At 38.2% G+C, this 20,650-nt stretch carries 20 protein-coding genes; 17 read left to right on the top strand and 3 right to left on the bottom strand.

Annotated features, from left to right (window positions below):
- Nucleotides 1-287: 287 nt before the first annotated feature.
- The 8 genes from ABDV71_RS15085 to ABDV71_RS15050 are packed head-to-tail and all read left to right on the top strand — an operon-like array spanning nt 288 to nt 9,208.
- Nucleotides 288-1,535 carry an HlyD family efflux transporter periplasmic adaptor subunit gene (locus tag ABDV71_RS15085; RefSeq protein ID WP_343533980.1) on the top strand — a complete coding sequence of 416 codons (1,248 nt, stop codon included), beginning with the start codon at nt 288-290 and terminating at the stop codon, nt 1,533-1,535.
- 4 nt (nt 1,536-1,539) lie between these two features.
- The gene (locus ABDV71_RS15080) at nt 1,540-3,000 is read left to right on the top strand and encodes a TolC family protein (RefSeq protein ID WP_343533978.1); all 1,461 of its coding nucleotides are present in this window, start codon (nt 1,540-1,542) and stop codon (nt 2,998-3,000) included.
- A gap of 23 nt (nt 3,001-3,023) precedes the next feature.
- A complete protein-coding gene (locus tag ABDV71_RS15075) occupies nt 3,024-3,689 on the top strand; it encodes an ABC transporter ATP-binding protein (RefSeq protein ID WP_343533976.1) in 666 nt (221 codons plus the stop codon).
- A gap of 7 nt (nt 3,690-3,696) precedes the next feature.
- Nucleotides 3,697-4,935, top strand: a complete 1,239-nt coding sequence (locus tag ABDV71_RS15070) for an FtsX-like permease family protein (protein ID WP_343533974.1) — start codon at nt 3,697-3,699, stop codon at nt 4,933-4,935.
- A 17-nt stretch (nt 4,936-4,952) separates the two neighbouring features.
- Nucleotides 4,953-6,137 carry an FtsX-like permease family protein gene (locus tag ABDV71_RS15065; protein ID WP_343533972.1) on the top strand — a complete coding sequence of 395 codons (1,185 nt, stop codon included), beginning with the start codon at nt 4,953-4,955 and terminating at the stop codon, nt 6,135-6,137.
- A gap of 17 nt (nt 6,138-6,154) precedes the next feature.
- On the top strand, nt 6,155-7,531 hold the full coding sequence (locus tag ABDV71_RS15060; protein WP_343533970.1) for a sigma-54 dependent transcriptional regulator: 1,377 nt from the start codon (nt 6,155-6,157) through the stop codon (nt 7,529-7,531).
- Nucleotides 7,515-8,771, top strand: a complete 1,257-nt coding sequence (locus ABDV71_RS15055; RefSeq protein WP_343533968.1) for an ATP-binding protein — start codon at nt 7,515-7,517, stop codon at nt 8,769-8,771. Before ABDV71_RS15060 ends, ABDV71_RS15055 begins: the two co-directional genes overlap by 17 nt.
- Nucleotides 8,772-8,779: 8 nt before the next feature.
- Nucleotides 8,780-9,208 carry a hypothetical protein gene (locus ABDV71_RS15050; RefSeq protein ID WP_343533966.1) on the top strand — a complete coding sequence of 143 codons (429 nt, stop codon included), beginning with the start codon at nt 8,780-8,782 and terminating at the stop codon, nt 9,206-9,208.
- 9 nt (nt 9,209-9,217) lie between these two features.
- Here ABDV71_RS15050 and ABDV71_RS15045 read toward each other — a convergent pair whose 3' ends face one another.
- From ABDV71_RS15045 to ABDV71_RS15035, 3 genes are all read right to left on the bottom strand, one after another.
- Nucleotides 9,218-10,597: a TlpA disulfide reductase family protein gene (locus ABDV71_RS15045; protein WP_343533964.1), complete on the bottom strand. Its 1,380-nt coding sequence runs from the start codon at nt 10,595-10,597 to the stop codon at nt 9,218-9,220.
- A gap of 403 nt (nt 10,598-11,000) precedes the next feature.
- On the bottom strand, nt 11,001-11,462 hold the full coding sequence (locus ABDV71_RS15040; RefSeq protein ID WP_343533962.1) for a hypothetical protein: 462 nt from the start codon (nt 11,460-11,462) through the stop codon (nt 11,001-11,003).
- Between the two features lie 22 nt (nt 11,463-11,484).
- Nucleotides 11,485-11,844 (bottom strand): response regulator, encoded by a 360-nt coding sequence (locus ABDV71_RS15035; RefSeq protein ID WP_343533960.1) that lies wholly within the window; start codon nt 11,842-11,844, stop codon nt 11,485-11,487.
- A 179-nt stretch (nt 11,845-12,023) separates the two neighbouring features.
- On the opposite strand from ABDV71_RS15035, the gene ABDV71_RS15030 reads away from it, so the two are divergent.
- From ABDV71_RS15030 to ABDV71_RS14990, 9 genes are all read left to right on the top strand, one after another.
- On the top strand, nt 12,024-13,214 hold the full coding sequence (locus ABDV71_RS15030) for a crosslink repair DNA glycosylase YcaQ family protein (RefSeq protein WP_343533958.1): 1,191 nt from the start codon (nt 12,024-12,026) through the stop codon (nt 13,212-13,214).
- A gap of 124 nt (nt 13,215-13,338) precedes the next feature.
- Nucleotides 13,339-13,770 carry a hypothetical protein gene (locus ABDV71_RS15025; protein ID WP_343533956.1) on the top strand — a complete coding sequence of 144 codons (432 nt, stop codon included), beginning with the start codon at nt 13,339-13,341 and terminating at the stop codon, nt 13,768-13,770.
- 9 nt (nt 13,771-13,779) lie between these two features.
- Nucleotides 13,780-14,775 carry a YiiX/YebB-like N1pC/P60 family cysteine hydrolase gene (locus ABDV71_RS15020; RefSeq protein WP_343533954.1) on the top strand — a complete coding sequence of 332 codons (996 nt, stop codon included), beginning with the start codon at nt 13,780-13,782 and terminating at the stop codon, nt 14,773-14,775.
- A 586-nt stretch (nt 14,776-15,361) separates the two neighbouring features.
- Nucleotides 15,362-15,748: a hypothetical protein gene (locus tag ABDV71_RS15015; protein WP_343533952.1), complete on the top strand. Its 387-nt coding sequence runs from the start codon at nt 15,362-15,364 to the stop codon at nt 15,746-15,748.
- Between the two features lie 315 nt (nt 15,749-16,063).
- Nucleotides 16,064-16,990 carry a hypothetical protein gene (locus ABDV71_RS15010; protein ID WP_343533950.1) on the top strand — a complete coding sequence of 309 codons (927 nt, stop codon included), beginning with the start codon at nt 16,064-16,066 and terminating at the stop codon, nt 16,988-16,990.
- A gap of 9 nt (nt 16,991-16,999) precedes the next feature.
- Nucleotides 17,000-17,668, top strand: a complete 669-nt coding sequence (locus tag ABDV71_RS15005) for a hypothetical protein (protein WP_343533948.1) — start codon at nt 17,000-17,002, stop codon at nt 17,666-17,668.
- A gap of 209 nt (nt 17,669-17,877) precedes the next feature.
- On the top strand, nt 17,878-19,101 hold the full coding sequence (locus ABDV71_RS15000) for an AbiH family protein (protein ID WP_343533946.1): 1,224 nt from the start codon (nt 17,878-17,880) through the stop codon (nt 19,099-19,101).
- A 163-nt stretch (nt 19,102-19,264) separates the two neighbouring features.
- Complete coding sequence (locus ABDV71_RS14995) at nt 19,265-19,765, top strand: hypothetical protein (protein ID WP_343533944.1); 501 nt, start codon at nt 19,265-19,267, stop codon at nt 19,763-19,765.
- 320 nt (nt 19,766-20,085) lie between these two features.
- On the top strand, nt 20,086-20,634 hold the full coding sequence (locus ABDV71_RS14990; protein ID WP_343533942.1) for a hypothetical protein: 549 nt from the start codon (nt 20,086-20,088) through the stop codon (nt 20,632-20,634).
- The last annotated feature ends 16 nt before the right edge of the window (nt 20,635-20,650 follow it).

Genomic DNA, 20,650 nt, shown 5'->3' with positions numbered 1-20,650 from the left:
TGTTTAATAAGTGTTGTGCTTGGAAATGGATACGTCTAGAAACCTATAGATAAGAAACACTCGATACTTACTCATGGTTCAACAGTTCTAGGGGGAAAGTTTGGAGGAAATATTAATTTTTAGTCACTGTCCATACTATACTAAAATGCCCGATATCAAACAAAATGTTCGATATCGGGCATTTTTTATGTTGCTAAATTTTATAATTATTTATAAATCAATGTATTGACTATGGCATTGCTCTTGTAAAGCAGATGGAGCGCTTACTAGAATCATAAAATTGTTAAATGGACACACTGATTGAAGAAAAGGTTATTAACCAAAAAAAGAAGAAACGGATACTGATTGGCTGCGTAGTGATTGCAATGCTCATTGCCACAGCGTGGTTAATCCGTTATTATTTTAAGCCCTCATTAACCACGGCAGATTTTACCACTGCCAAGGTAGAAACAGGCATCATTGAAAATACGATCAACGCCACAGGCGAGGTATTGCCTGAGTTTGAAGAAATTATTGCCAGCCCGATCAGTGCATCTATTAAGGACGTATTAATGGATGCGGGCAACAAAGTAAACAAAGGTCAATCCATCCTTACTTTGGACAAAACCATCACACAAACAGCCTATGAGAAACTTCGTTTCCAAATGGAATCAAAGGAAAATGAAATCCGTAAGTTGAAACTCGACCTTGAGAAAAGCTTTTTTGATATCAAATCCAATAATTCCATCAAGCAGTTGCGCATCAGTAATTTAAAAGATGCCGTTTCTTCTGCCAAGAGATTGCTCAATGCAGGAGGTGGTACCAAAGAAGATGTAGAACGTGCCCAGCTCGATCTAAAAGTTGCAGAGCTTGAGAAATTGCAATTGGAGAACGAAATCAAAAGCAAGCAACAAACGATGAAGATCGAAATTAGAGAAGCAGAAATTTCGCTGGCCATACAAAGAAGTGATTTAGATGCCTTAAAACGAAAACTCGATTTGGCCGAAGTGGTAGCCACCCGACAAGGGGTAATTACTTGGGTAAACAAAAATATTGGTGCAAGCATCAACGAAGGCGAAGCATTGGTTAGAATTGCAGACTTAAGCGGCTTTAAGGTTGCAGGCAGCATGTCTGATAGTATGCTGGAAAAAGTTAACAACCACATGGCTGCCATTATTCGTGTGGGAGATAAACTGCTTAGGGGAGCTATCGTTAATATTTCTCCGGCAGTAAACAACGGCATTATTTCTTTTGATATCCAATTGAACGATAAAAGTAATGCCACTTTAAGACCCAATCAAAAGGTAGACGTGTTTCTAATTACCAACACCAGAAACGGCGTTTTGCGCATTGCTAACGGTGCGGCATTTAACGGTTCCAATTTACAAGAAGTATTCGTGGTCAAAAATGGGATTGCCGAGCGTAGAACTGTAAAAACAGGTCTGAGTAATTTCGATTATATAGAGATTGTAAGCGGATTGAAAGAAGGAGACGAAGTCATTACTTCTGATATGGCCTCTTATAAAAATGTTAAAAAGATCACCATTGGAAACTAAGGATATGAGGAAGATAATTTTAGTTTTTGTGGTAGCGATGAGCACAGGCATCAACGCTTATGCAACTTTGGCCGACACCTTAACACTGTCGTTAAGTCAAGTGGTTGCCATGGCAAAATCGAACTCCATAGCCGCAAAGCAAGCCACTACCGTTAAAGAAACTAAATATTGGGAATGGAGAACTTTTAGGGCTAACTACCAGCCACAATTATCGTTGCAGGGAATTTTACCAGGTTACACTAAAACCTATACCCAGGTACAACAACCTAATGGAGCTATTCTATTTCAGCCAGTGCACAATGATAATTCCTCGCTTACCCTAAATTTTAGCCAAAGTATAGCGGCAACCGGAGGCACCATTTACGGCACCACGCAATTGCAAAGGTTTGATGATTTTGACCGAAATAATGTGCTATACAACGGTATACCTTATGGACTTGGCTATACGCAACCTTTATTACAGTTTAATAGTTTGAAATGGGACAAGAAAATTGAGCCATTAAAGTTTAACGAGAGTAAGCAAGCCTATATAGAAACGCAAGAAAAAATTGCCATTACAGTAACGGAGTACTTTTTTGACCTTTTACTGGCGCAGGTAAATTTGTCCATTGCCGAAACAAACTATGGCAATACCCAGCGCATATTAACCATTGCCGATACCAAATTTGAGTTAGGTAAGATTTCAAAGAACGAAATCCTTCAACTACAGTTAGAAGTATTAAATGCAAAAAAAGCGGTAGGCACAGCAAATCGGGATGTAGAAATTGCGACTTTAAATTTAAGGAGCTATGCCGGAATTGGTGGAAATGATAAGATCAAGCTCAATATGCCCGGTGTGGTTAAGCAAATGACAGTTGCTGCCGACAAGGTATTGGCAGAAGCTTTTGAAAACAGGTCTGATGCCATCGCATTTGTACGCCGATTGGCAGAAGCACGAAGAGATGTTGCTAAAGCCAAAGGGGAGAATGGCCTTACTGCCACGTTGAGAGCAAATTTAGGATATTCGAATGCGGCTACGAGGATTTTCGATGTTTATCGTTCCCCAAAAAATCAACAGGCGATAGAACTGCAATTCTCCATTCCCATTATGGATTGGGGAAGGTCAAAATCCAGAACAAAAACAGCATTGGCAAACGAGCAGTTTACCGTGTACACCGTTGAACAAGATAAACAAACATTTAAGCAACAGATCGTAACACAGGTAACCTTGTTCAATATGATGAAAGAGCAGATTCTGCTGACCGACTCGGCAGAAAAAATTGCTGCCGAAAAGTATAAAATTGCTAGTGAGCGTTATGTGCTTGGTAACCTAAGTATTACCGATCTTAGCATCGCCTTTCAGGAAAATGACCGGGCAAAACGCGATTATGTCTCATCGCTCAGAGATTTTTGGGCGGCTTATTATCAACTTCGCTATTTGTCATTATATGATTTTGAACAGAATAAAAAAATAACCTATTTATAAATCTTTATTTTAAAATACAACAAATGATACGTTTACAAAACATTGAAAAAGTGTACCGCACAGATACGGTCGAAACCCTCGCCATTAATAGTATTAGCCTGAATATTGCCAAAGGCGAATTCCTTTCTATTATGGGGCCCTCAGGCTGCGGAAAAAGTACCTTACTTAACATCATGGGTTTGTTGGACGAACCTTCAAAAGGCAGTATCAGCATCAACGATCAGGATGTGAGCCAATTTTCAGATCAACGACTGGCGAAGTTTAGAAACGAAAAACTAGGTTTCATTTTTCAGAGCTATCATTTGATCAACGATTTGCAGGTGCTGGACAATGTAGAGTTACCACTGTTATACCGCAATTCGACCGCCAAAGAACGTAAGCAATTAGCTACGGCTGCGTTGGAAAAAGTTGGACTAAGCAATCGTTTAAAGCACTTTCCAAGCCAGTTGTCTGGCGGACAACGACAACGTGTGGCCATTGCAAGAGCAATTGTTGGGAATCCGCAAATTATATTGGCCGATGAGCCTACCGGTAATTTGGACAGTGCCATGGGTAATGAAATTATGGAAATCCTCATCAATTTAAATAAAAATGAAGGGACCACTATTGTAATGGTAACGCACGACGAAAACATGGCGAACAAAACACATCGACTGGTTCGCCTATTTGATGGTTCACAAGTTCAATAAGCGCCTTATGTTAAAAAACTATTTTAAAATTGCCATTGCGGTATTGAAACGAAGAAAATTCTTCACGTTTATCAGTTTGTTCGGGATCAGTTTTACCTTAACGATCCTCATGGTAGGTGTTGCCTTTATCGATAAAGTGATCAGCCCAGATTATCCAGACTATAAAAGAGACAGGTCGTTGTATGTGACCACCATGGAAATGTCGAACGCTAAAGAAGGCTGGTTAAACAGGTCTGACGTTTCTTTTTATTTTTTAGACCACTATGTGTCTCGACTAAAAAATATAGAAATGATGGCCATTTCATCAAGCCCAAGATCATCCAATGCCTATGTGAACAACCAGAAAATTGTGATCGGCTATAAGTATACCAATGCTGATTATTGGAAAGTACTGGAATACCGTTTTTTAGAGGGGAAACCTTATACGCAAAGTCAAATCGATAATGCCGAGTACGTTGCGGTAATATCCATAAAAACAAAACAAGCGTATTTCGGAGATGAACCCAAAGTTGTTGGTAAATACATTTCTGCCGACAATATCAATTACCGCGTAATTGGCGTAGTTGATAACGTTCCAAGCACACTCCATACGCTTGCCGGTGACATGTACTTGCCCTATACCGTGGCAAAAGACAACTACAACAAGCCTGAATTATTGGGTGCCTTTAATGCCGTACTGTTAGCCAAAACAAAGGCAGATATTCCTAAGCTGAAAGCAGAATTTGACCAGATGGTGAAAAAAGTTCCAATCCCTACCAAAGAGTTTGACACCATCTATAGTCACGCCGATCCATATTTTGCCAGTATCACCAGAAAGTTGGCAGGTGACGGAAAAGATTCGGGAACTTCAACCGTAATCGGGGTAGCTGCTCTTTTCGTGCTCCTGTTTTTATTGTTGCCAACCATCAATTTAGTCAACATCAATATCACTCGTATTTTAGAACGTTCGTCTGAAATCGGCGTTCGAAAAGCTTTCGGTGCTTCTTCAAAAACACTGGTTTATCAGTTCATTGTCGAAAATATGATTTTAACCTTTTTGGGAGGGCTGATCGGCCTATTTCTTTCGGTATTTGTCATTTATTTCATCAATGATCTACAGTTGATCGAAAATGTCTATCTGAAAATAAATTTTGCCGTGCTGTTGTATAGCTTCATCGCCTGTTTGTTCTTCGGATTGCTATCTGGGGTGTATCCGGCCTGGCGCATGTCTAAATTAAATGTAGTTAAAGCCTTAAAAGCACAATAACCTAAAAAGAAATCATCATGTTCAAACATTTATTTAAATTAATATGGAATAAACGGAAGCAAAACTTCCTGTTTCTGTCCGAAATCCTTGTTTCGTTCCTAGTCATCTTTGCCGTATTTTCTTTCCTCACCTTTTACTATCAAAATTATACGAAACCTTTAGGTTTTGAGTATAAGCGGGTTTGGGCTATTAACTATGATAATGGAGGTTTAACGAAGAATTCCGACTCGCTACAAATATTTTATCGCAATTTGAGAAATTCGCTTAAGGCGATGCCACAAATTGAAGCAGTAACTTTTTCTGGTGCTAACTTTCCATATTCAAACAGCAACATAAGTACTAACCTCAATAAGGACGGGAAGACATTTGACTGGGTTAATGTGTATACCGATGCCGAAGATTATGTAAAAGTTTGGAATCTGCAACTCGTTGCAGGCAGATGGTTTAACGAAAATGACCAGCTGACAAAAAATAGAAGTATCATTATCAATGAAACCTTACAGACGGCCATATTTGGTAAGGGGAGTGCAGTGGGCCAGTTCCTTGGCGATTTTGAAGATAAGAACAGAATGAAAGTAGTTGGCGTAGTACAGGACATTAAGGCCAATGGCGACTATTGGCCAGCGGGCAATGCCATGTTCAAGAAATCAGATACTTCAGATTTACGATATACCCAAAATATTCTGATCAAAGTAAGCGAAGATGCAAATGCTGCTTTCGAGGGCAGGTTATACAAGTTCATGACCAATACTTTTAAGAATTCGACCATTGGCATTGAGCACCTTACCGAAATGCGTGATGCAAAAAACGAAGTAACGATCATCCCGATGATTATTTTTACCATCATAGCTGGTTTTTTGATCATCAATGTAGCTTTGGGGCTATTTGGGGTCATGTGGTATAACATTAACAAGAGGAGGCAGGAAATTGGACTACGACGTGCCATTGGTGCAAGTGGAAGTAATGTTTCCTATCAATTGGTACAGGAGGCACTAATTTTGGCAACTTTATCGTTAGCAGTGGGCTGTTTCTTTGCCGTTCAGTTTCCACTGCTCAACGTCTTCAATGTGCCATCAAGTGTTTACCTCATTGCCATGTTGCTGGCAGTGGCCTTCATTTACTTGCTGGTTTTTGCCTGTGCCTTATATCCGGGTAAACAGGCAGCGGCAATTCATCCCGCTATTGCATTGCATGAAGAATAATACTTTTAACTTTGTATATGATCCTAATTGTTGACGACGATATTGCCGTAAGAACTTCGCTAACGCTTTTGTTAAAAGGGGCCGGACATGAAGTGATGACAGCCAGTAATGCCAATCAGGCTTTTGAGCAGGTACAAACTCAAAAGCCTGAGTTGGTGATCCTTGACCTCAATTTTTCTATTGAAACTTCGGGAGACGAAGGCATGAGCCTGCTCCAGCAATTGAGGGCCTATGATAGCATTTTACCCATCATTTTAATTACGGGTTGGGCCAGTATAGATCTGGCCGTAAAGGGAATGAAGTTGGGTGCCAATGATTTTATACACAAGCCCTGGAATAACGACTATGTGCTGCAATCTATCGCCACTTTGCTACAATTGAACGGCAGCAAAAAAAGCACTGCCAAAACCAGAGCAGCGCTCGATAAAAAATATAGGTTCCAGCAAATTATTGGGGAAGACGCAAGCCTATTAAACATTTTGGAAGTGATTGGAAGAGTGGCAGCTACCAACGCCTCGGTATTGATTACCGGCGAAAGCGGTACCGGAAAGGAGTTAATTGCCGAAGCCATTCATGAAAATAGTACCAGAAGTGGAAAGCCTTTTGTGAAAGTAAACCTGGGCGGTATTTCTACCTCCTTATTTGAAAGCGAAATGTTTGGGCATGTTCGTGGTGCTTTTACAGATGCACGTTTCGATAGGATGGGACGTTTTGAAATGGCCCATAAAGGAACCATTTTTTTAGACGAAATTGGAGACCTTGAAGCCAGTAGCCAAGTTAAACTACTCAGGGTTTTGCAAGACAGAACCTATGAGGTATTAGGAAGCAGCCGAACAAAGACCGTTGATGCAAGAGTGGTGTGCGCTACCAATAAAAACCTAAATGAAATGGTGCAGATGGGTGCTTTTAGGGAAGATCTATTGTATAGGATAAATCTGGTGACCATTCACCTGCCAGCCTTAAACGAAAGGAAGGGCGATATTCCCTTGCTGGTTAATTTCTTCATCAACAACCTTAAGGAAATTTATAACAGGCCAAAATTAACCGTAGCACCTTCGGCAATGCGTTGGTTGCAACAATTGCCCTTGCCCGGTAACATTAGGCAACTTAAAAATCTGGTGGAACGCACCGTACTGATCAGCGACAAAGATGAGCTGAGTGTCGACGATTTTCAAGCACAAATACATCTTTCGCCCTTAAAAAACAATCACATCAAATTGCCTGGGGTGGGTACCATTACGCTCGACCAAATGGAAGCTGAAATGGTAAAACAGGCCATGAATTTTCATAAGAATAGGATCACCAAAGCTGCGGCATCGTTGGGCATTACCAGAAATGCCCTATACCGCAGGCTCGAAAAATATCAAATTCCTTTTAATGAAACTGAAGACTAAGTATATCATCTTTATGGTATCGCTCCACTTGGTCTGCCTGGTGATGAGCTACTTTATTTTTGAAGCCCATCAACTGATATTCATTTTGGCCGAAGCCATTATCCTTGTTTCTATCGTGATTTCTTTGAGTTTGTATAAACAGCTCATCAACCCGCTCGTGTATTTAAAACAAGGCGTTAATGCCATCAAGGATCAAGACTTTAACGTTAAGTTTTTGGCAACGGGGCAAAAGGAGGTTGATGAACTGGTGGATGTTTATAACCGGATGATAGACGAGCTCAGGACTGAACGTACCAAACAGCAGGAACAGCATTTTTTCTTGGAGAAGCTGATCCAAACTTCGCCAACAGGCATTGTTATTTTGGACTATGATGGCGAAGTGAAACAGATCAACCCCAAAGCAAAGGAAATCATCAGCGCTTCCCCAAATCTTTTAGCGCAGTTAAAAACCTTGCAGATAGGAGGGGAAAAAATCATTAAGATCGGTGGACTACGCTCTTATAAGGTGCAGAAATCTAAGTTTATTGACCGTGGTTTTGAAAGGGTTTTTATGATGATTGCAGAAGTAACTACCGAAATTTTTGAAGCGGAGAAAAATGTGTACAGCAAAGTCATTAGAATGATGGCCCATGAAGTAAACAATACCATAGGCCCCGTAAATTCTATCATGAACTCGGTATTGGCACATCAACAAAATGAGCCGATCACCAGTGATCCATTGTTGAACAACGCTTTGCAGGTAGCCATTGATAGAAACCAAAACCTCAATGTTTTTATGCGCAACTTTGCGGATCTGGTAAAGCTGCCAGAGGCTAATAAAAAGCAAATAGACCTGGTAAGTCTTGTAAAATCCCTGTCGGAACTCATGCTTTTTTCTGCCAAAGAGAAGCAGGTTCACATTGAATTGGTTTTGCCAAATGAACCTTATTACCTTCAGGCCGATGCACAACTGTTGGAACAAGCGCTGATCAATATTCTGAAAAATGCCATGGAGGCAATTGAACTTGAGGGATTGATCACCATTACACTCAACCCCGTGGAGCATCGGTTGGTGATTACCGACAATGGGGCCGGAATTGCAAAAGGTGATGCCGAACAATTGTTCAGTCCGTTTTTTAGTACCAAAAAAGATGGGCAGGGGATCGGATTAACCTTGGTGAGAGCAATCTTGTTGAACCATGGATTTGAATTTTCACTGCATACCGAAGGTGGGCTAACTAAATTTAGCATTATGCTTTAACTTACACTATGGAAACGATAACAATAAATGGTATATCAATAGCTTTAGATGCTAAGGAATCCTATTATGAAATAGATGATTTTTATTATGGAGATCCCATGATAAAAGTTACGCTAAATGAACTCAGTGAGAAAACAAAACAGAGAACACTGTTTCTTGGATTTCCAATGGTTTCGGAGATCAAGAATATAACCCTAGCCCATTTGCGCAAACAAAAAGTGAAGGGCAATAATGCCATGGGGGTGCTAAATATGATCGTATCCCAAAATTACAATTATGACTGCTTTTTTATTTCAACTGCAGGTATTGATCCCATTGGTGTAGATTTTTTAAAGCAATTGCCCTTAGCCTTTGAAACATTGGGTAAAAAAATATTTATCATAGGAGCGGTGAAGAGCGCAAATGATTTTGAGATCAATTATGGTAAATTCTCCTAGTACAATCTGTTACAGTCCTACACTTCTAAATAATGCTGCTAGTTCTTTCATGTCTGAGGGCCTGGGGGCATTATAGTCGATGATTTTTCCATCCGGGTCTAGAAAGATATACCTAGGGATTCCATACACCGCATATTCACGGGTGAAAGATTTATTGTTTGGTGTTTGGAGCAATTGTATGCCCGTTAACTTTTGTTCTGTGATGGTATTTTCCCAGTCTTTGGTCTTTTCATCTGTAGAAATACTTAAAAAAACGATGTTCTTCCCAAGATATTTTTCTTCTAGTTGTTTCAGGTATGGCATTTCGTTCCAGCAGTTGCCACACCAGGAAGCCCAGAGGTCTATATAAACGTATTTCCCTTTATAGTCTTCTAGTGAATTGGTCCCGCCATTAAAGTTTCGGTAGTCGGTGAATTTGGGAGATAACGTCCCCTTTTTAAGTTTTCCCAATCGTAAGTAAGTATCCTTCAATCGCTCTAATAGTTTCTCATCAGTGCCGGTGTAAGACTTAGAGAAATCTGTATAAAAAATGTCTATATCTTCTGCAGCTTTTAATTCGCTGATAGCCACTTCACCAATCATCACGTTACGTATGGTTTCATTCTGTATGGTTGAAGAGAAGAAGGCTATTTTTTTGCCTTTACCTAATTTCTTTTCTTCCCTTTGAAAACGCATAAAGTGATGTTCGGTTACCAGCCGCCAGTAAGGAGAGTAGCTTTTGAAAGCTATTTCATTACTGTAATCGATGTCCAGTTCTTTAACAGAAATGGCACTTGGTTTAAATTTGGGATCATCCATTTCCTTGTAAGCTAGGTATAAGAATAGGTCGAACAAGTATTTGTACTCTGTATTCTTTGTCTCAAATGATGCCAGTTTAGGTGGAAGGGCCGATTTTTTTATCTTTTCTAGGGCATTGGCCTTAAGCTCCCCAATAAACTGTCGCCATTCGGCTTCTGTTTTGCCACTTCCGGTAGGATCGAAAAATAAACGATGCTGGGATTTTTCTATATAATACCTATTGATAGCGGTGTCTGCACCACCTAATGTAACAGGTCTCTTTTTAAACTGGTCTGCATCGTAAAAAATGCTATATCGCTTAGATTTTTCCAGATACAGGCTAATCTGGTTCTTGTCATCCAATAGCATATATACTCCAGATACCCCTTTGATGGTATCCGTAAACGAGCCATCGTTTTGCAGCGGGATGATTTTGCTTGGGGTATTGCTTCCAAAAGGCCCCGTCAGTTCTATAGTGGTCTTTCCGTTAGTCTGTGGGGACACGTGGGTAATTTTTCCTGAAAGTATGATAAAATTGTCTGGTAATGGTGTTTTAGGTTCCGCGGACCAGGCAAACCATGAGAACAAAACGAGAGATAAGGGGGTAAGCATAGATCCAAGATATATGATCAAGAATGAAACGTTGTAATTCTAAAGTCAAATGTCATTAGAGATTTTAGATTCGTCAAAAGTAACCATCACCTTTCGTTCCAAATAGGCGAATTGATTTACATCTTGTTGAACCATGGATTTGAATTTTCACTGCATACCGAAGGCGGGCTAACTAAATTTAGCATCACGCTTTAATTAGCGAAACTTTAATGACCGACATTCGTGGATGATTTATTGGAGAATATCTTCACGGGGTTCTGCATCTGCAAATAGGTTTTATATTGGATAATTTTCCAAAAAAACTAACTCTAGCATAGCAACGTCGCTGAGTTCACCACCGAAATGATTGATATTTCTTATAAAATCAAAAAAAACTGGTTTCATTAGAAGTTCTTTCAGCAGACTATTTTTTAAGCAAACCCTCAAATTCAATCTGGAATGCCTGAGCGAAAACAGCCATATGCTGATTGATAGACTGTTGGTCTTTTATCCAATCTAGCTGAATCTCTAAAGGGACTTTAGAATTTTTCAGATTCAACACTAGATAATTAAAGGAGCCGCCCTCATCATCCTCCACACGAATCGCATAGCTGCGCAATCTATTCCAGCTATAGAAATACTTTCGATATTTAATGCCTTTAGGTCCCAGCTCCAATACTACCGCATTACGCTGTGCATTCCAGAAACAATAACCAGACAACAATAGGCCGCCAACCAGAAAAAGCCAGGATAAAGGAACAGTCTCCTCTTCCTCTCTAAAAATCCAATAGAACATTCCGGCAAGCACCAGTGATACAACTGCTGCGACACGGTATGCTACTTTATGTTTTTTAAATTGTACTGTTGTCAATGGTGTTGCGGTCATCGCATTTATAAATCTTAGCCCATTAGTCAGCATTTTTTTTAACCACTTCTACCATGTGGTCAAGATCAAATGGTTTCTCGATATAGTCATCCGCTTTACATGCTGTAGCCTCTTCAGGCAAGTTGAAAGATGTGGAGGTCAGCACCGCTGAAACATCCTGAGTTTGGGGATCAGATTTTAATTCCTTAATGACTGCAGATCCCTTCTTTTTCCCCTTAATGTGGTCATCTACCACCACCACATCTGGATCTATCTTATCAATTTTTTCTATAGGCTCGGTGGTCAGCGATGCTGTAACCTCAAAACCTTCTTCCTCCAATACCTGATCCATGATATCAAGTATATCTTCATTATCTTGAATAAGGACAACTTTCTTCTTCATAGCTACCAATTTGTAATAAATGTAGCAAAAAGAATAATCAATACAATGGCTTTATCAGTAAGCCCCGGCAACGGTTCTTTTGTACCAGTTTTTTTCTTATGATGAATGAGGATAGCCTATTTATTGATGCCAAAACTTAGGTCTGTTAAAAAAATAAGTAGTTTGCTATCTTTGGATTTATGGAAAGCATCAAATTGTCGTCATCAGCCGCCCGAAGGATCATATTGGATGCGGCAGGTCTAGCCAGGCCAGCCCAGTTCGGTCATGGGATCGAGGCAGCCTATCAGTTGATCGACAAACTAGGCTTTGTGCAGCTAGATACCAACTATGTGGTAGAGCGGGCACACCATCATGTGATGCATTCGCGTATTCCCGATTACCAGCCCAGCTGGCTTTCGGAGTTGAGTGATGATGGCCGTATTTTCGAATTCATGACCGCTGATGCAGGCTTCATGCCCATGAAGGATTTCAGATTTTCCCTTCCAATAAAGCAGGCCTTTGCCAACAAACCCAGGGCAGTAGATAGACGGATGGAGCACCTGATGACTGAGATATTGGACCAGGTGGAAAGGGACGGGCCGGTGATGCTCAGTGATTTCGAAAATGACCGCACCGAGGCCAGTACCGGATGGTGGGACTGGAGGCCTTCGAAAATTGCGCTGGAAAGAATGTACCTAGAAGGAAAGCTGATGATCAGCCGCGACCAAAAGTTCCATAAACGTTACGATGTACCCATGAATTTGGTGCCACCGGATATTGACCAGCGTATGCCAACGCCCGAAGAATTTGCCAACTTTACCATCCGCAGGGTTTTGGGTGCTTTGGGTATCTGCTCCGTAAAGGAAATGGCATGGCGGGCAAGAAGAATGAAGGGGAACTTAGTGAAGGCCGAACTTGCCAAAATGGTGCAGCAGGGCCAAGTGATCCCGGTTAGCGTGGATGGCATAAAGGGACCGCTGTACATGCTGCCCACGCAGGACATCAATCCCCCAATTTCGGGCGAGGTGTTTATTCTTTCTCCCTTCGATATTTTGAATGTCTTTCGTCACCGCTTAAAGGATTTTTTTGGATTTAACTACCAGATCGAGTGCTTTGTGCCGGCACCTAAGCGCTTGTATGGGTATTTTTCCTTACCTATTCTAGCGGGCGAGGTCTTTATTGCCAGAATGGATTCCAAAGCCGACCGCAAGAACAAAATCCTGCTCGTGCACAATATCCATTTTGAGGAGGTAGCGCTGGACAAAGAAACCATTGCTAAGCTGATCGTAGCGTTGATGGACTTTGTGAGGTTCAATGGTTGTCACCACATCAGGTTCGATAAAACCAATAGGAGGGATTATTTAAGTGCAATTGCTAAGGGTTTTGCTTAGCTGTTGTTATCCTATAGGGCTCGTTTGTTTTTAAAGTTTAGCGTAGGTGAAGGCTTGTGTTGGGATGAGGTTTTTCGTTTGCTTATAAATAATTCCTAACTTTAAAACATTAACGTTTTCTAAAATGACCAAAAAATTTATTACCCCATTACATCATTTCGCCTTCAATAGAACACCCTATATGGGAAGCCTTAACGTTGAATGGTTCTATTACGGCCTTAATCCAGCTTCAGAAGAAAATATTCGAGGATTCACTGATGAGGAAATCAAACTGTTTGAGCGATTTGTGTTGGCTAACAACCTGAATTTTGCAGGAGATAAGAATGTACACCCGACCAATGAGGGAGATGCGCCCATGGAATTCTACAATGACCGATTAGCTGATGAGTTTCTGAAGATGCCTTCCTACTTGCTTCTAACACCAAATCCTCAATTGATCAGAACAAATGCTATTGCTAACCTAATGGAGATAATTCTCCTTACCGATAAACAAAAACAGAACCACCAGTACGACCTGCCATTTGGAGCATTGGGCAAGGTTTCCAAGATTTATTAATATCTGAACATGGGTGAATTTAATTACATTTTTGACCAGAACAAACTTGAGCTGGGAGATATATTATTAATCATTTCCGATAGGGGCCTTAGCAAACAAATGGAGGAAAGGACTGGATGTAAATATCATCATGCAATGATTGTGGTGGCCTATTCCAGTTATATCCATTCCTATGGAGGCGGAGTGCAGTCGGGCAACTCTGCAAGAAGAACGTTTGAACGGGAAGACGATGTCGTGGCATTGCGCTTAAAAAGTAGCAGCAACGAGATTTTAATTAATGCAACTAATTTTGTTAGACGAAAGATAGGTACCCAGTATTCTTCGCTTAGAGAATTGCTTCGTGCAGAAATGGGTCTGGAGGTCGGGGCTGCTGAGGCCAATAGACAATTCTGTTCAAGACTGGTGGCACAGGCCTATGCCCATGCGGGAGTAGAGCTGGTTGAGAATCCTGATTACTGTACCTTACAGGATTTGATTGCTTCAGGAGAGGTCGAGATCATTTCTGGTATTTTAAGGATTGGCAATGAAGATGAACTAGAATATGCTCGCGAAAAAAGTCCTATATTATCAAAACAGGAAGAAATACAAAGCGGGATATTTGAACAGGCAAGAGTGCTGTGCGGAACGGATATACAGACCTTTGAACAATTGGAGGACTTTCTTATAACATATCCCGAATTCGATGAGGGGGCAGTGGCTATCATAGAACAGTCAGGCTATCTTTATCAATGGAAAGAGGAGATGGCGAAGAATCCGCAGTATTACGACTATGATGCATTTATTGCCTCCTTCCCTAATGAAGCCCACCAGGCAATAGCCTATAAGATACTCGGAAATTATAAGAGTGACCTGCTCAATTTTTCGGCCGAACATTCGCGATGGAAGGCATCATTTAAAAAGCATGGGCTAAGATATCACGAAATACACATAGATCTAATCGACAATCTAATTGGTATGGTCGTTCAAAGGAAAGAGGTAATGGAAAGGATACTTAATGATTTTTAGTCCTTAAGTATCTTCTCCTTTTGTTTTGCGTTCCTGTTCTTCCAAATATTTATCAGCGAGAAAATCCAACGGTTTTTGCCCTTCACTAGAGTAGTTGCGTGCTTTGAGTTATTTTGAACTTAGCAAGAGGAGACTCGTGCCTATTTAGCCTTCATTTGATTTATTGTCGCACAAGTTAGGTTATAGCTCTTTTCTTAGACGCTAAGAATTGCTCTAAATAAGCACCGCAATCCCCTGGAAAATATATCTATAAGCTTGTAGGTGAATCATCATAAATTGATTACCCTTTTTATATGATTGTAACTTCATTAGTTAACCTTATTGATATTTCTAAATAGCTAATTGTCGTAGTTTTTACGTTTTAACAATAAGTTTCATTCTTTTTCTTTACTAACATTTATTCATTTATTTGTGCCTTGTTTCTTTTCTCAATTTTGTTTCTTGTGTATTTATTTGTATGTTTTATGTGGATAACGCTATTATTTGTTAATAAAAAGTATTAATATGTTAGAAATGAAATAAATGTTAATAAGTTTTTAACTTCATCGATTTATTTGTTTCTTATTTTTGTGTAAATAGTTTGTATATGAGCATAAATTTAAAATTTATAGAAATAGACACCAATCCTGTAAAGCCTAAAGCTACAGTTCATGCAACAGGGAGATTGGGATTTAATCTGGATGCTATTAGTTTTATGGATTTAGCAAACAAAGAAAATTTTAAAGTGGCTACAACGGGAGAGGAAGGGGAAGAGCTTAAAAATATATACTTAATACATAGTGAAGAAGATAAATCAACAGCAAAGGTGGCAAAATCGGGAGATTATTATTACTTAAACGTAGGTAATCTCTTTGATGATTTGGATATTGATTATAAGAATTTTACAGTCATTTTTGATATAAAAAAAGATTATTACGATAATAACGAGATGTATGTACTTAAAATGAGGAGGTTGAAAAGAAAGAAAGGTTAAGATAGTTGCAGAGTTCCAGTCTGTAAAAAAATGCTTCACGAAGGTTCCAGCTTCGTGAGCATTATTGTAAAAAGGATGCAAGTTGTATGTACTAGGCACGAGTTGTAATTGCTCGTGGCATTCCTCTTTTGTTAAAAATAACGTTTGCAAAAGTATATTATTTTCGAGTTCCCGAAAATATTTTTCCAAAAAATATCCCTAGAACATTCCAAAGCATAATTCACTGTATTGTGAAATAGTAAAACGCTTTGAGCTATTAGAGAATGCTTGACAGTCTTGATTGTTAAGAAGTTTGTTAAAATTAAAATGTAAAAAATGGGAAGAATTATTAATGCGGAAAGCCACCTTAAAGATTTGTTAGTTGAAAATGTAAAATATTACATAGGTTTTGGGTTGAATACATTAACTGATGAAGGTAAAAATCACATAGATTTAAATGATTTAATTAGTGGTAAAATTAGAGAATTTATTGTTTCAGGAAAAAAAGGTCCATTAAGAGAGAATGTCAAAGGTAAGTTTGTTAGAAAGCAACCTGAAAGGAAAGAAACAATTGAAAAGCATATAGAATATTATAGCCATTATCACGGAAAGATTATTTCTTACGACAGGGAATTTCACGTATGGGAGAAGGAGTTGTCTCATAAATTTGAACTAAAATTATATCGCCATATTTCTCCCCAAGGAGAAGTAATAATTCACTTTCCGTTATTTACGATGGTAAGTGAAGAAAACCATTTTCTAAGGGCAAAGTCTGCAATGAATATCTCGGTAATTCTTGGGCAATATTTTCAGATTTACAATGAAAAATTTGAGCCAGTAGTTAAAATAACGGCTAGGCTAAATAAAAAAATACTTGAACAAGGGGTTGGTAGGTTAGAAGATAAAATAGAAGAAATTAAGGAACGCATCGTTAATGGAGACTACAATGCAACAGATGGAAGTGGTAATAGTTATAGATTTGCTATACTTCAAGATTACAGTTTCTCAGATATATTTGATGGTATCGGCGGGTTCAATGAATATCTGCAATTCGAATTTAAGGATGATAATGTTATAATACTTGAAAATCTTAGAACAGGTAATGCTACATATATTTTTGATTATTCTAAGTTTGATAGAAAGTTTGTATTGGATAAACAAAATGCAAAGTCACATCCAGCTTATTTAGATAGGGTTGTACATACCAATGTTGATGAGTGGGAAAGGTCGATGGTAAAATATCTTAAAAAGAAAACTAATTAAAAAGGTGATATGTCAATATTTACAATTTCATTAAATCAATTGGTAGAAGCTAGTTTGGGTACGAGTAAAGGCAAGACAAGGATAGTTAAACAGCAATTGCAGGTCAATAGAATTCTTATAATGTGGTATCGGCTTGCGAAGAAGAGAATGAAGGAATACTTCTCGGATGTGTCAAATATTACCGTTTTAGATAATGCTGTTGAAGAGATAAAGGCTTTGCCAGAAGAAAAGAAAAATGCGGCAAGGGATAAACAAGTTTCTATTGAAGCTATTCTTAAAGTCAGAAACATGCGCTTCGACAATATATTAGTGGAAGGGTATGAGATTATTAAAGTAAAAGATACGTCAATAGAAATCGAAGATATACGAATTTCTGTAAATCCTGACATGGTGTTTAGATATAGGGAAGATGGAATTACAAAAATAGGGGCTTTGAAATTTCATGTTTCAAAATCAAAGCCTTTCGACTTGCAACAGTCAAGATTGGTAGCCAACTTACTCAAAGTTTTTCTGCAAGAAAAAGTTGTAGGTGTTGATGAAATAGTAGATGAACAGCTTTGCTGGGCTTACGATGTGTTTTCTGATAGGCTACTTCATGCAGAGAAAGATGTAACTTTATCTAGGCAAGAAATGATGAAACTATGCCTAGAGCTAAAGGGTATATATAGAGAGCTTTAGAGGCTTTTTATGAGTAATTTCTAAATAACCCCCACTTGGCGCAAGTCTCGTGTTTTGGACTTAGCAGAGGTGACTTGTGCATATTTAATCTTATTTGGCTTAGTGTCGCACAAGTCATGCTAAGCTCTTTCCTTTGGCCCTAGGACTTGCGCTTGCATTTTTTTAATAAAGAAATTTTTTGCTTAAAATTTTTGATTTAACGCCTTTGTATGAACAGATTAATACTAATTGGCAATGGTTTTGACCTAGCTCACGGTTTAAAAACAAGCTATAAGGATTTTATCATTTGGTATTTGGCTGACTGCTTAAGTAATGTCGGGTTTGATCCTAAGATTTATGAGGATGAATTATTGAAGATTAGATTTAATGATACTAATTCTTTTATAAGTATGGTTAATGCTCATAAACCAGGTCGTTTTAATACAAACCTAGAGGAAGGTGATTTAGCTAATTTCATTACAAATCTATTTAAGGAACAAACTATAGATAAAATTTTTAATAATGAATTCATCAATGGTATCACTTCAATTGATAAAGATGGTTTTAATAAAAAATATAATACCAATGATCCTTTTGACATAAATATTAAATCTGCTTTTTTAAGGAGCTTAATTATTAATTGTCAAGATTGCAACTGGGTTGATATTGAAAATGAGTATTTCGATCAGCTTAAAAAATGCAGAAATAAAGACGACGTATTTAATGAGGATAAAGTAAAACAGTTAAATAGTGAGTTTACTTATCTAAAGCAAAAATTAGAAACGTATTTAACCTTACAACAAGAACAAGCAAATATTGAAGTTATTCAAGAGCTTTTTAAAGCAATAGATGAAAAATATGAAATTTCAGATTTTGAACCTATTATGGGATATGAAGCTGCCAGATTAAGCTTAAATTATGATAAGACAATACCGGAGATAAGGCATAATTTGTATTTCTTAAATTTCAATTATACAGATACGGTGCAAAAATATCTTGACAAGTTAAATACAACACCTACAGTTTTCTGGAAAAAAGAAGTAAATTATATACACGGACAATTAAATAACCTTGATAATCCAATTATTTTTGGTTTTGGTGACGAACATGATAAACAGTATACTACTTTTGAAGAGTACCGTAATAACCAGCTGTTTAAGCATATAAAATCTTATCAATATTTAAAAACACCTAACTACCGTAATTTAATAAATTACCTAAATAGTGGCGAGTACCAAGTATTTGTAATGGGACACTCCTGCGGTTTATCAGATCGTACCATGTTTAAAGAAATATTTGAACATGAGAATTGTAAATCTATTCGGTTATTTCACTACAATAACGATTTTCTTGACAGAGCAATTAATGTGAGTAAACACTTTAGCAATAAAGGACATATGCGTAAACTTATTGTCAATTATAGTGCATCAGATGCTTTTCCACAGGGTAAATAATCCACTTAACGCTAATCTTGTATTTTGGACTTAACAAAGTAATAGTAACTTTATTTGATATGGCGCAAGCTATGCTATAGATCTTTTGATATAGATTTGCGCTAAAGTAAAAGAGGATTACAAGGCTCAAACTTGAAAAGTAAAAGCCACAAGATATAAAATAATGACGATAGATTATTCGCCAAAATCAGGCTTCTCAATAGACAAGATTTCTATAAAATGGTCCGAAAGTAGAGAAGTGGTTAGAGAAAAACTAAATCAAAAACATAAAGAAGATGATAAAATCATCGAGCTAGCACAATTTTTCGATGGAGACAAAAGCTACGATATAAATCAGCTTAGAGATATTTATGAGAGTTCTAATTTATCAAAAAGCTATTTTTTCTTAAACTATGATAAAAATGGTGGTTTATCTGAATTAGAAATTCATGGTGGTGCTAAAATTATGTTGCATGGAATAATATTGGAATTTGAAATGCCTATTGAAATAGTATTAGATAAGCTGTCTGTTTTTAATGAAGCTTATGAAGCAAACGCAGGAAATTATTTGTTTCCAAATCTAAATATATCTATTTCTACTGATGAAGCGATGGGCGGTGAAGGAAAAAGACTTTCCTATTTCTATGCGGCGAAGGATATTCAAGACCTAAAAGACCTAAGATAATCATTACTACAAAGTAAACCCCATTATTCATAATTAACTCGGCGCAAATCTTGTATTCTAGACTTAGCTGAGTAAACTTGCGCATATTACCAATAACTTTATTTGCCTAGGTTTCGCATAGGTCATCCTTTCCTTTGGCCTTAAAACTTGCGCTAAGATGTGGGTGATGAATAATGCAACAACAATTCCAGTCTCGTCATCTCTGCACACTTTCTTTTGACGAGCGAAATTCTTTATCGTTTGCAATTACAAGGCCTAGCACTTATCTTGGTCATTAAATTAACTGCCCAATCTATTTGCTAAACGCTACCTTCAATACCATGGAAAACCAAACTATTGCCATTACGATGCAACAGGAAGAAACTGACGTAGAAACCCAGTATCTGATAGGTTTAAATAAAACCGTTTTGTTATGTTTTACAACCTTTGGGCTTTACCAAGTGTGGTGGGTTTACAAGGCCTGGCGGTTTTTCAATCAAAAAGATAACCTAAATCTATTACCCGCCGTAAGAACCATGTTTAGCATCATCTTTCTACCGTTGTTATTTACTAAAGTATTGCGCTATGCAAAGCAACAAGGTTATTCCCAGCACTATTATCCAATTTTGCTATTTGTCGGTTTCTTTGCTTTTAGTTTATTTTCCTACCTGCCACTACCATTTCTTTTCCTCTCCTTTTTGAGTGTGGTGTTTTTGATACCAGTATTTAAGGCCTTTGATTTTGCGAGGCGGCATACACCCAATTTAATAGTGATCGAACAAAATGCTTTCAACACCCGACAATTGGTTTTACTGATTATAGGCGCTGTCATTTGGGGTTTCATGTTGCTGGGCATAGCATTGATAACGCTTATGCCAGAAAACGTTTAACCTAACTCATTAGCTG

Origin of the sequence: Pedobacter sp. (genome assembly GCF_039594775.1) — a bacterium.
Lineage (GTDB): Bacteria > Bacteroidota > Bacteroidia > Sphingobacteriales > Sphingobacteriaceae > Pedobacter.
Note: the sequence above shows the minus strand (reverse complement) of the source record. Positions and strands in the feature narration are given on the sequence as shown.

Coding starts and splice junctions, on each gene's coding strand:
- ABDV71_RS15085 (WP_343533980.1), top strand. CDS start 288: ATGGACACACTGATTGAAGAAAAGGTTATTAACCAAAAAAAGAAGAAA.
- ABDV71_RS15080 (WP_343533978.1), top strand. CDS start 1,540: ATGAGGAAGATAATTTTAGTTTTTGTGGTAGCGATGAGCACAGGCATC.
- ABDV71_RS15075 (WP_343533976.1), top strand. CDS start 3,024: ATGATACGTTTACAAAACATTGAAAAAGTGTACCGCACAGATACGGTC.
- ABDV71_RS15070 (WP_343533974.1), top strand. CDS start 3,697: ATGTTAAAAAACTATTTTAAAATTGCCATTGCGGTATTGAAACGAAGA.
- ABDV71_RS15065 (WP_343533972.1), top strand. CDS start 4,953: ATGTTCAAACATTTATTTAAATTAATATGGAATAAACGGAAGCAAAAC.
- ABDV71_RS15060 (WP_343533970.1), top strand. CDS start 6,155: ATGATCCTAATTGTTGACGACGATATTGCCGTAAGAACTTCGCTAACG.
- ABDV71_RS15055 (WP_343533968.1), top strand. CDS start 7,515: ATGAAACTGAAGACTAAGTATATCATCTTTATGGTATCGCTCCACTTG.
- ABDV71_RS15050 (WP_343533966.1), top strand. CDS start 8,780: ATGGAAACGATAACAATAAATGGTATATCAATAGCTTTAGATGCTAAG.
- ABDV71_RS15045 (WP_343533964.1), bottom strand. CDS start 10,597: ATGCTTACCCCCTTATCTCTCGTTTTGTTCTCATGGTTTGCCTGGTCC.
- ABDV71_RS15040 (WP_343533962.1), bottom strand. CDS start 11,462: ATGACCGCAACACCATTGACAACAGTACAATTTAAAAAACATAAAGTA.
- ABDV71_RS15035 (WP_343533960.1), bottom strand. CDS start 11,844: ATGAAGAAGAAAGTTGTCCTTATTCAAGATAATGAAGATATACTTGAT.
- ABDV71_RS15030 (WP_343533958.1), top strand. CDS start 12,024: ATGGAAAGCATCAAATTGTCGTCATCAGCCGCCCGAAGGATCATATTG.
- ABDV71_RS15025 (WP_343533956.1), top strand. CDS start 13,339: ATGACCAAAAAATTTATTACCCCATTACATCATTTCGCCTTCAATAGA.
- ABDV71_RS15020 (WP_343533954.1), top strand. CDS start 13,780: ATGGGTGAATTTAATTACATTTTTGACCAGAACAAACTTGAGCTGGGA.
- ABDV71_RS15015 (WP_343533952.1), top strand. CDS start 15,362: ATGAGCATAAATTTAAAATTTATAGAAATAGACACCAATCCTGTAAAG.
- ABDV71_RS15010 (WP_343533950.1), top strand. CDS start 16,064: ATGGGAAGAATTATTAATGCGGAAAGCCACCTTAAAGATTTGTTAGTT.
- ABDV71_RS15005 (WP_343533948.1), top strand. CDS start 17,000: ATGTCAATATTTACAATTTCATTAAATCAATTGGTAGAAGCTAGTTTG.
- ABDV71_RS15000 (WP_343533946.1), top strand. CDS start 17,878: ATGAACAGATTAATACTAATTGGCAATGGTTTTGACCTAGCTCACGGT.
- ABDV71_RS14995 (WP_343533944.1), top strand. CDS start 19,265: ATGACGATAGATTATTCGCCAAAATCAGGCTTCTCAATAGACAAGATT.
- ABDV71_RS14990 (WP_343533942.1), top strand. CDS start 20,086: ATGGAAAACCAAACTATTGCCATTACGATGCAACAGGAAGAAACTGAC.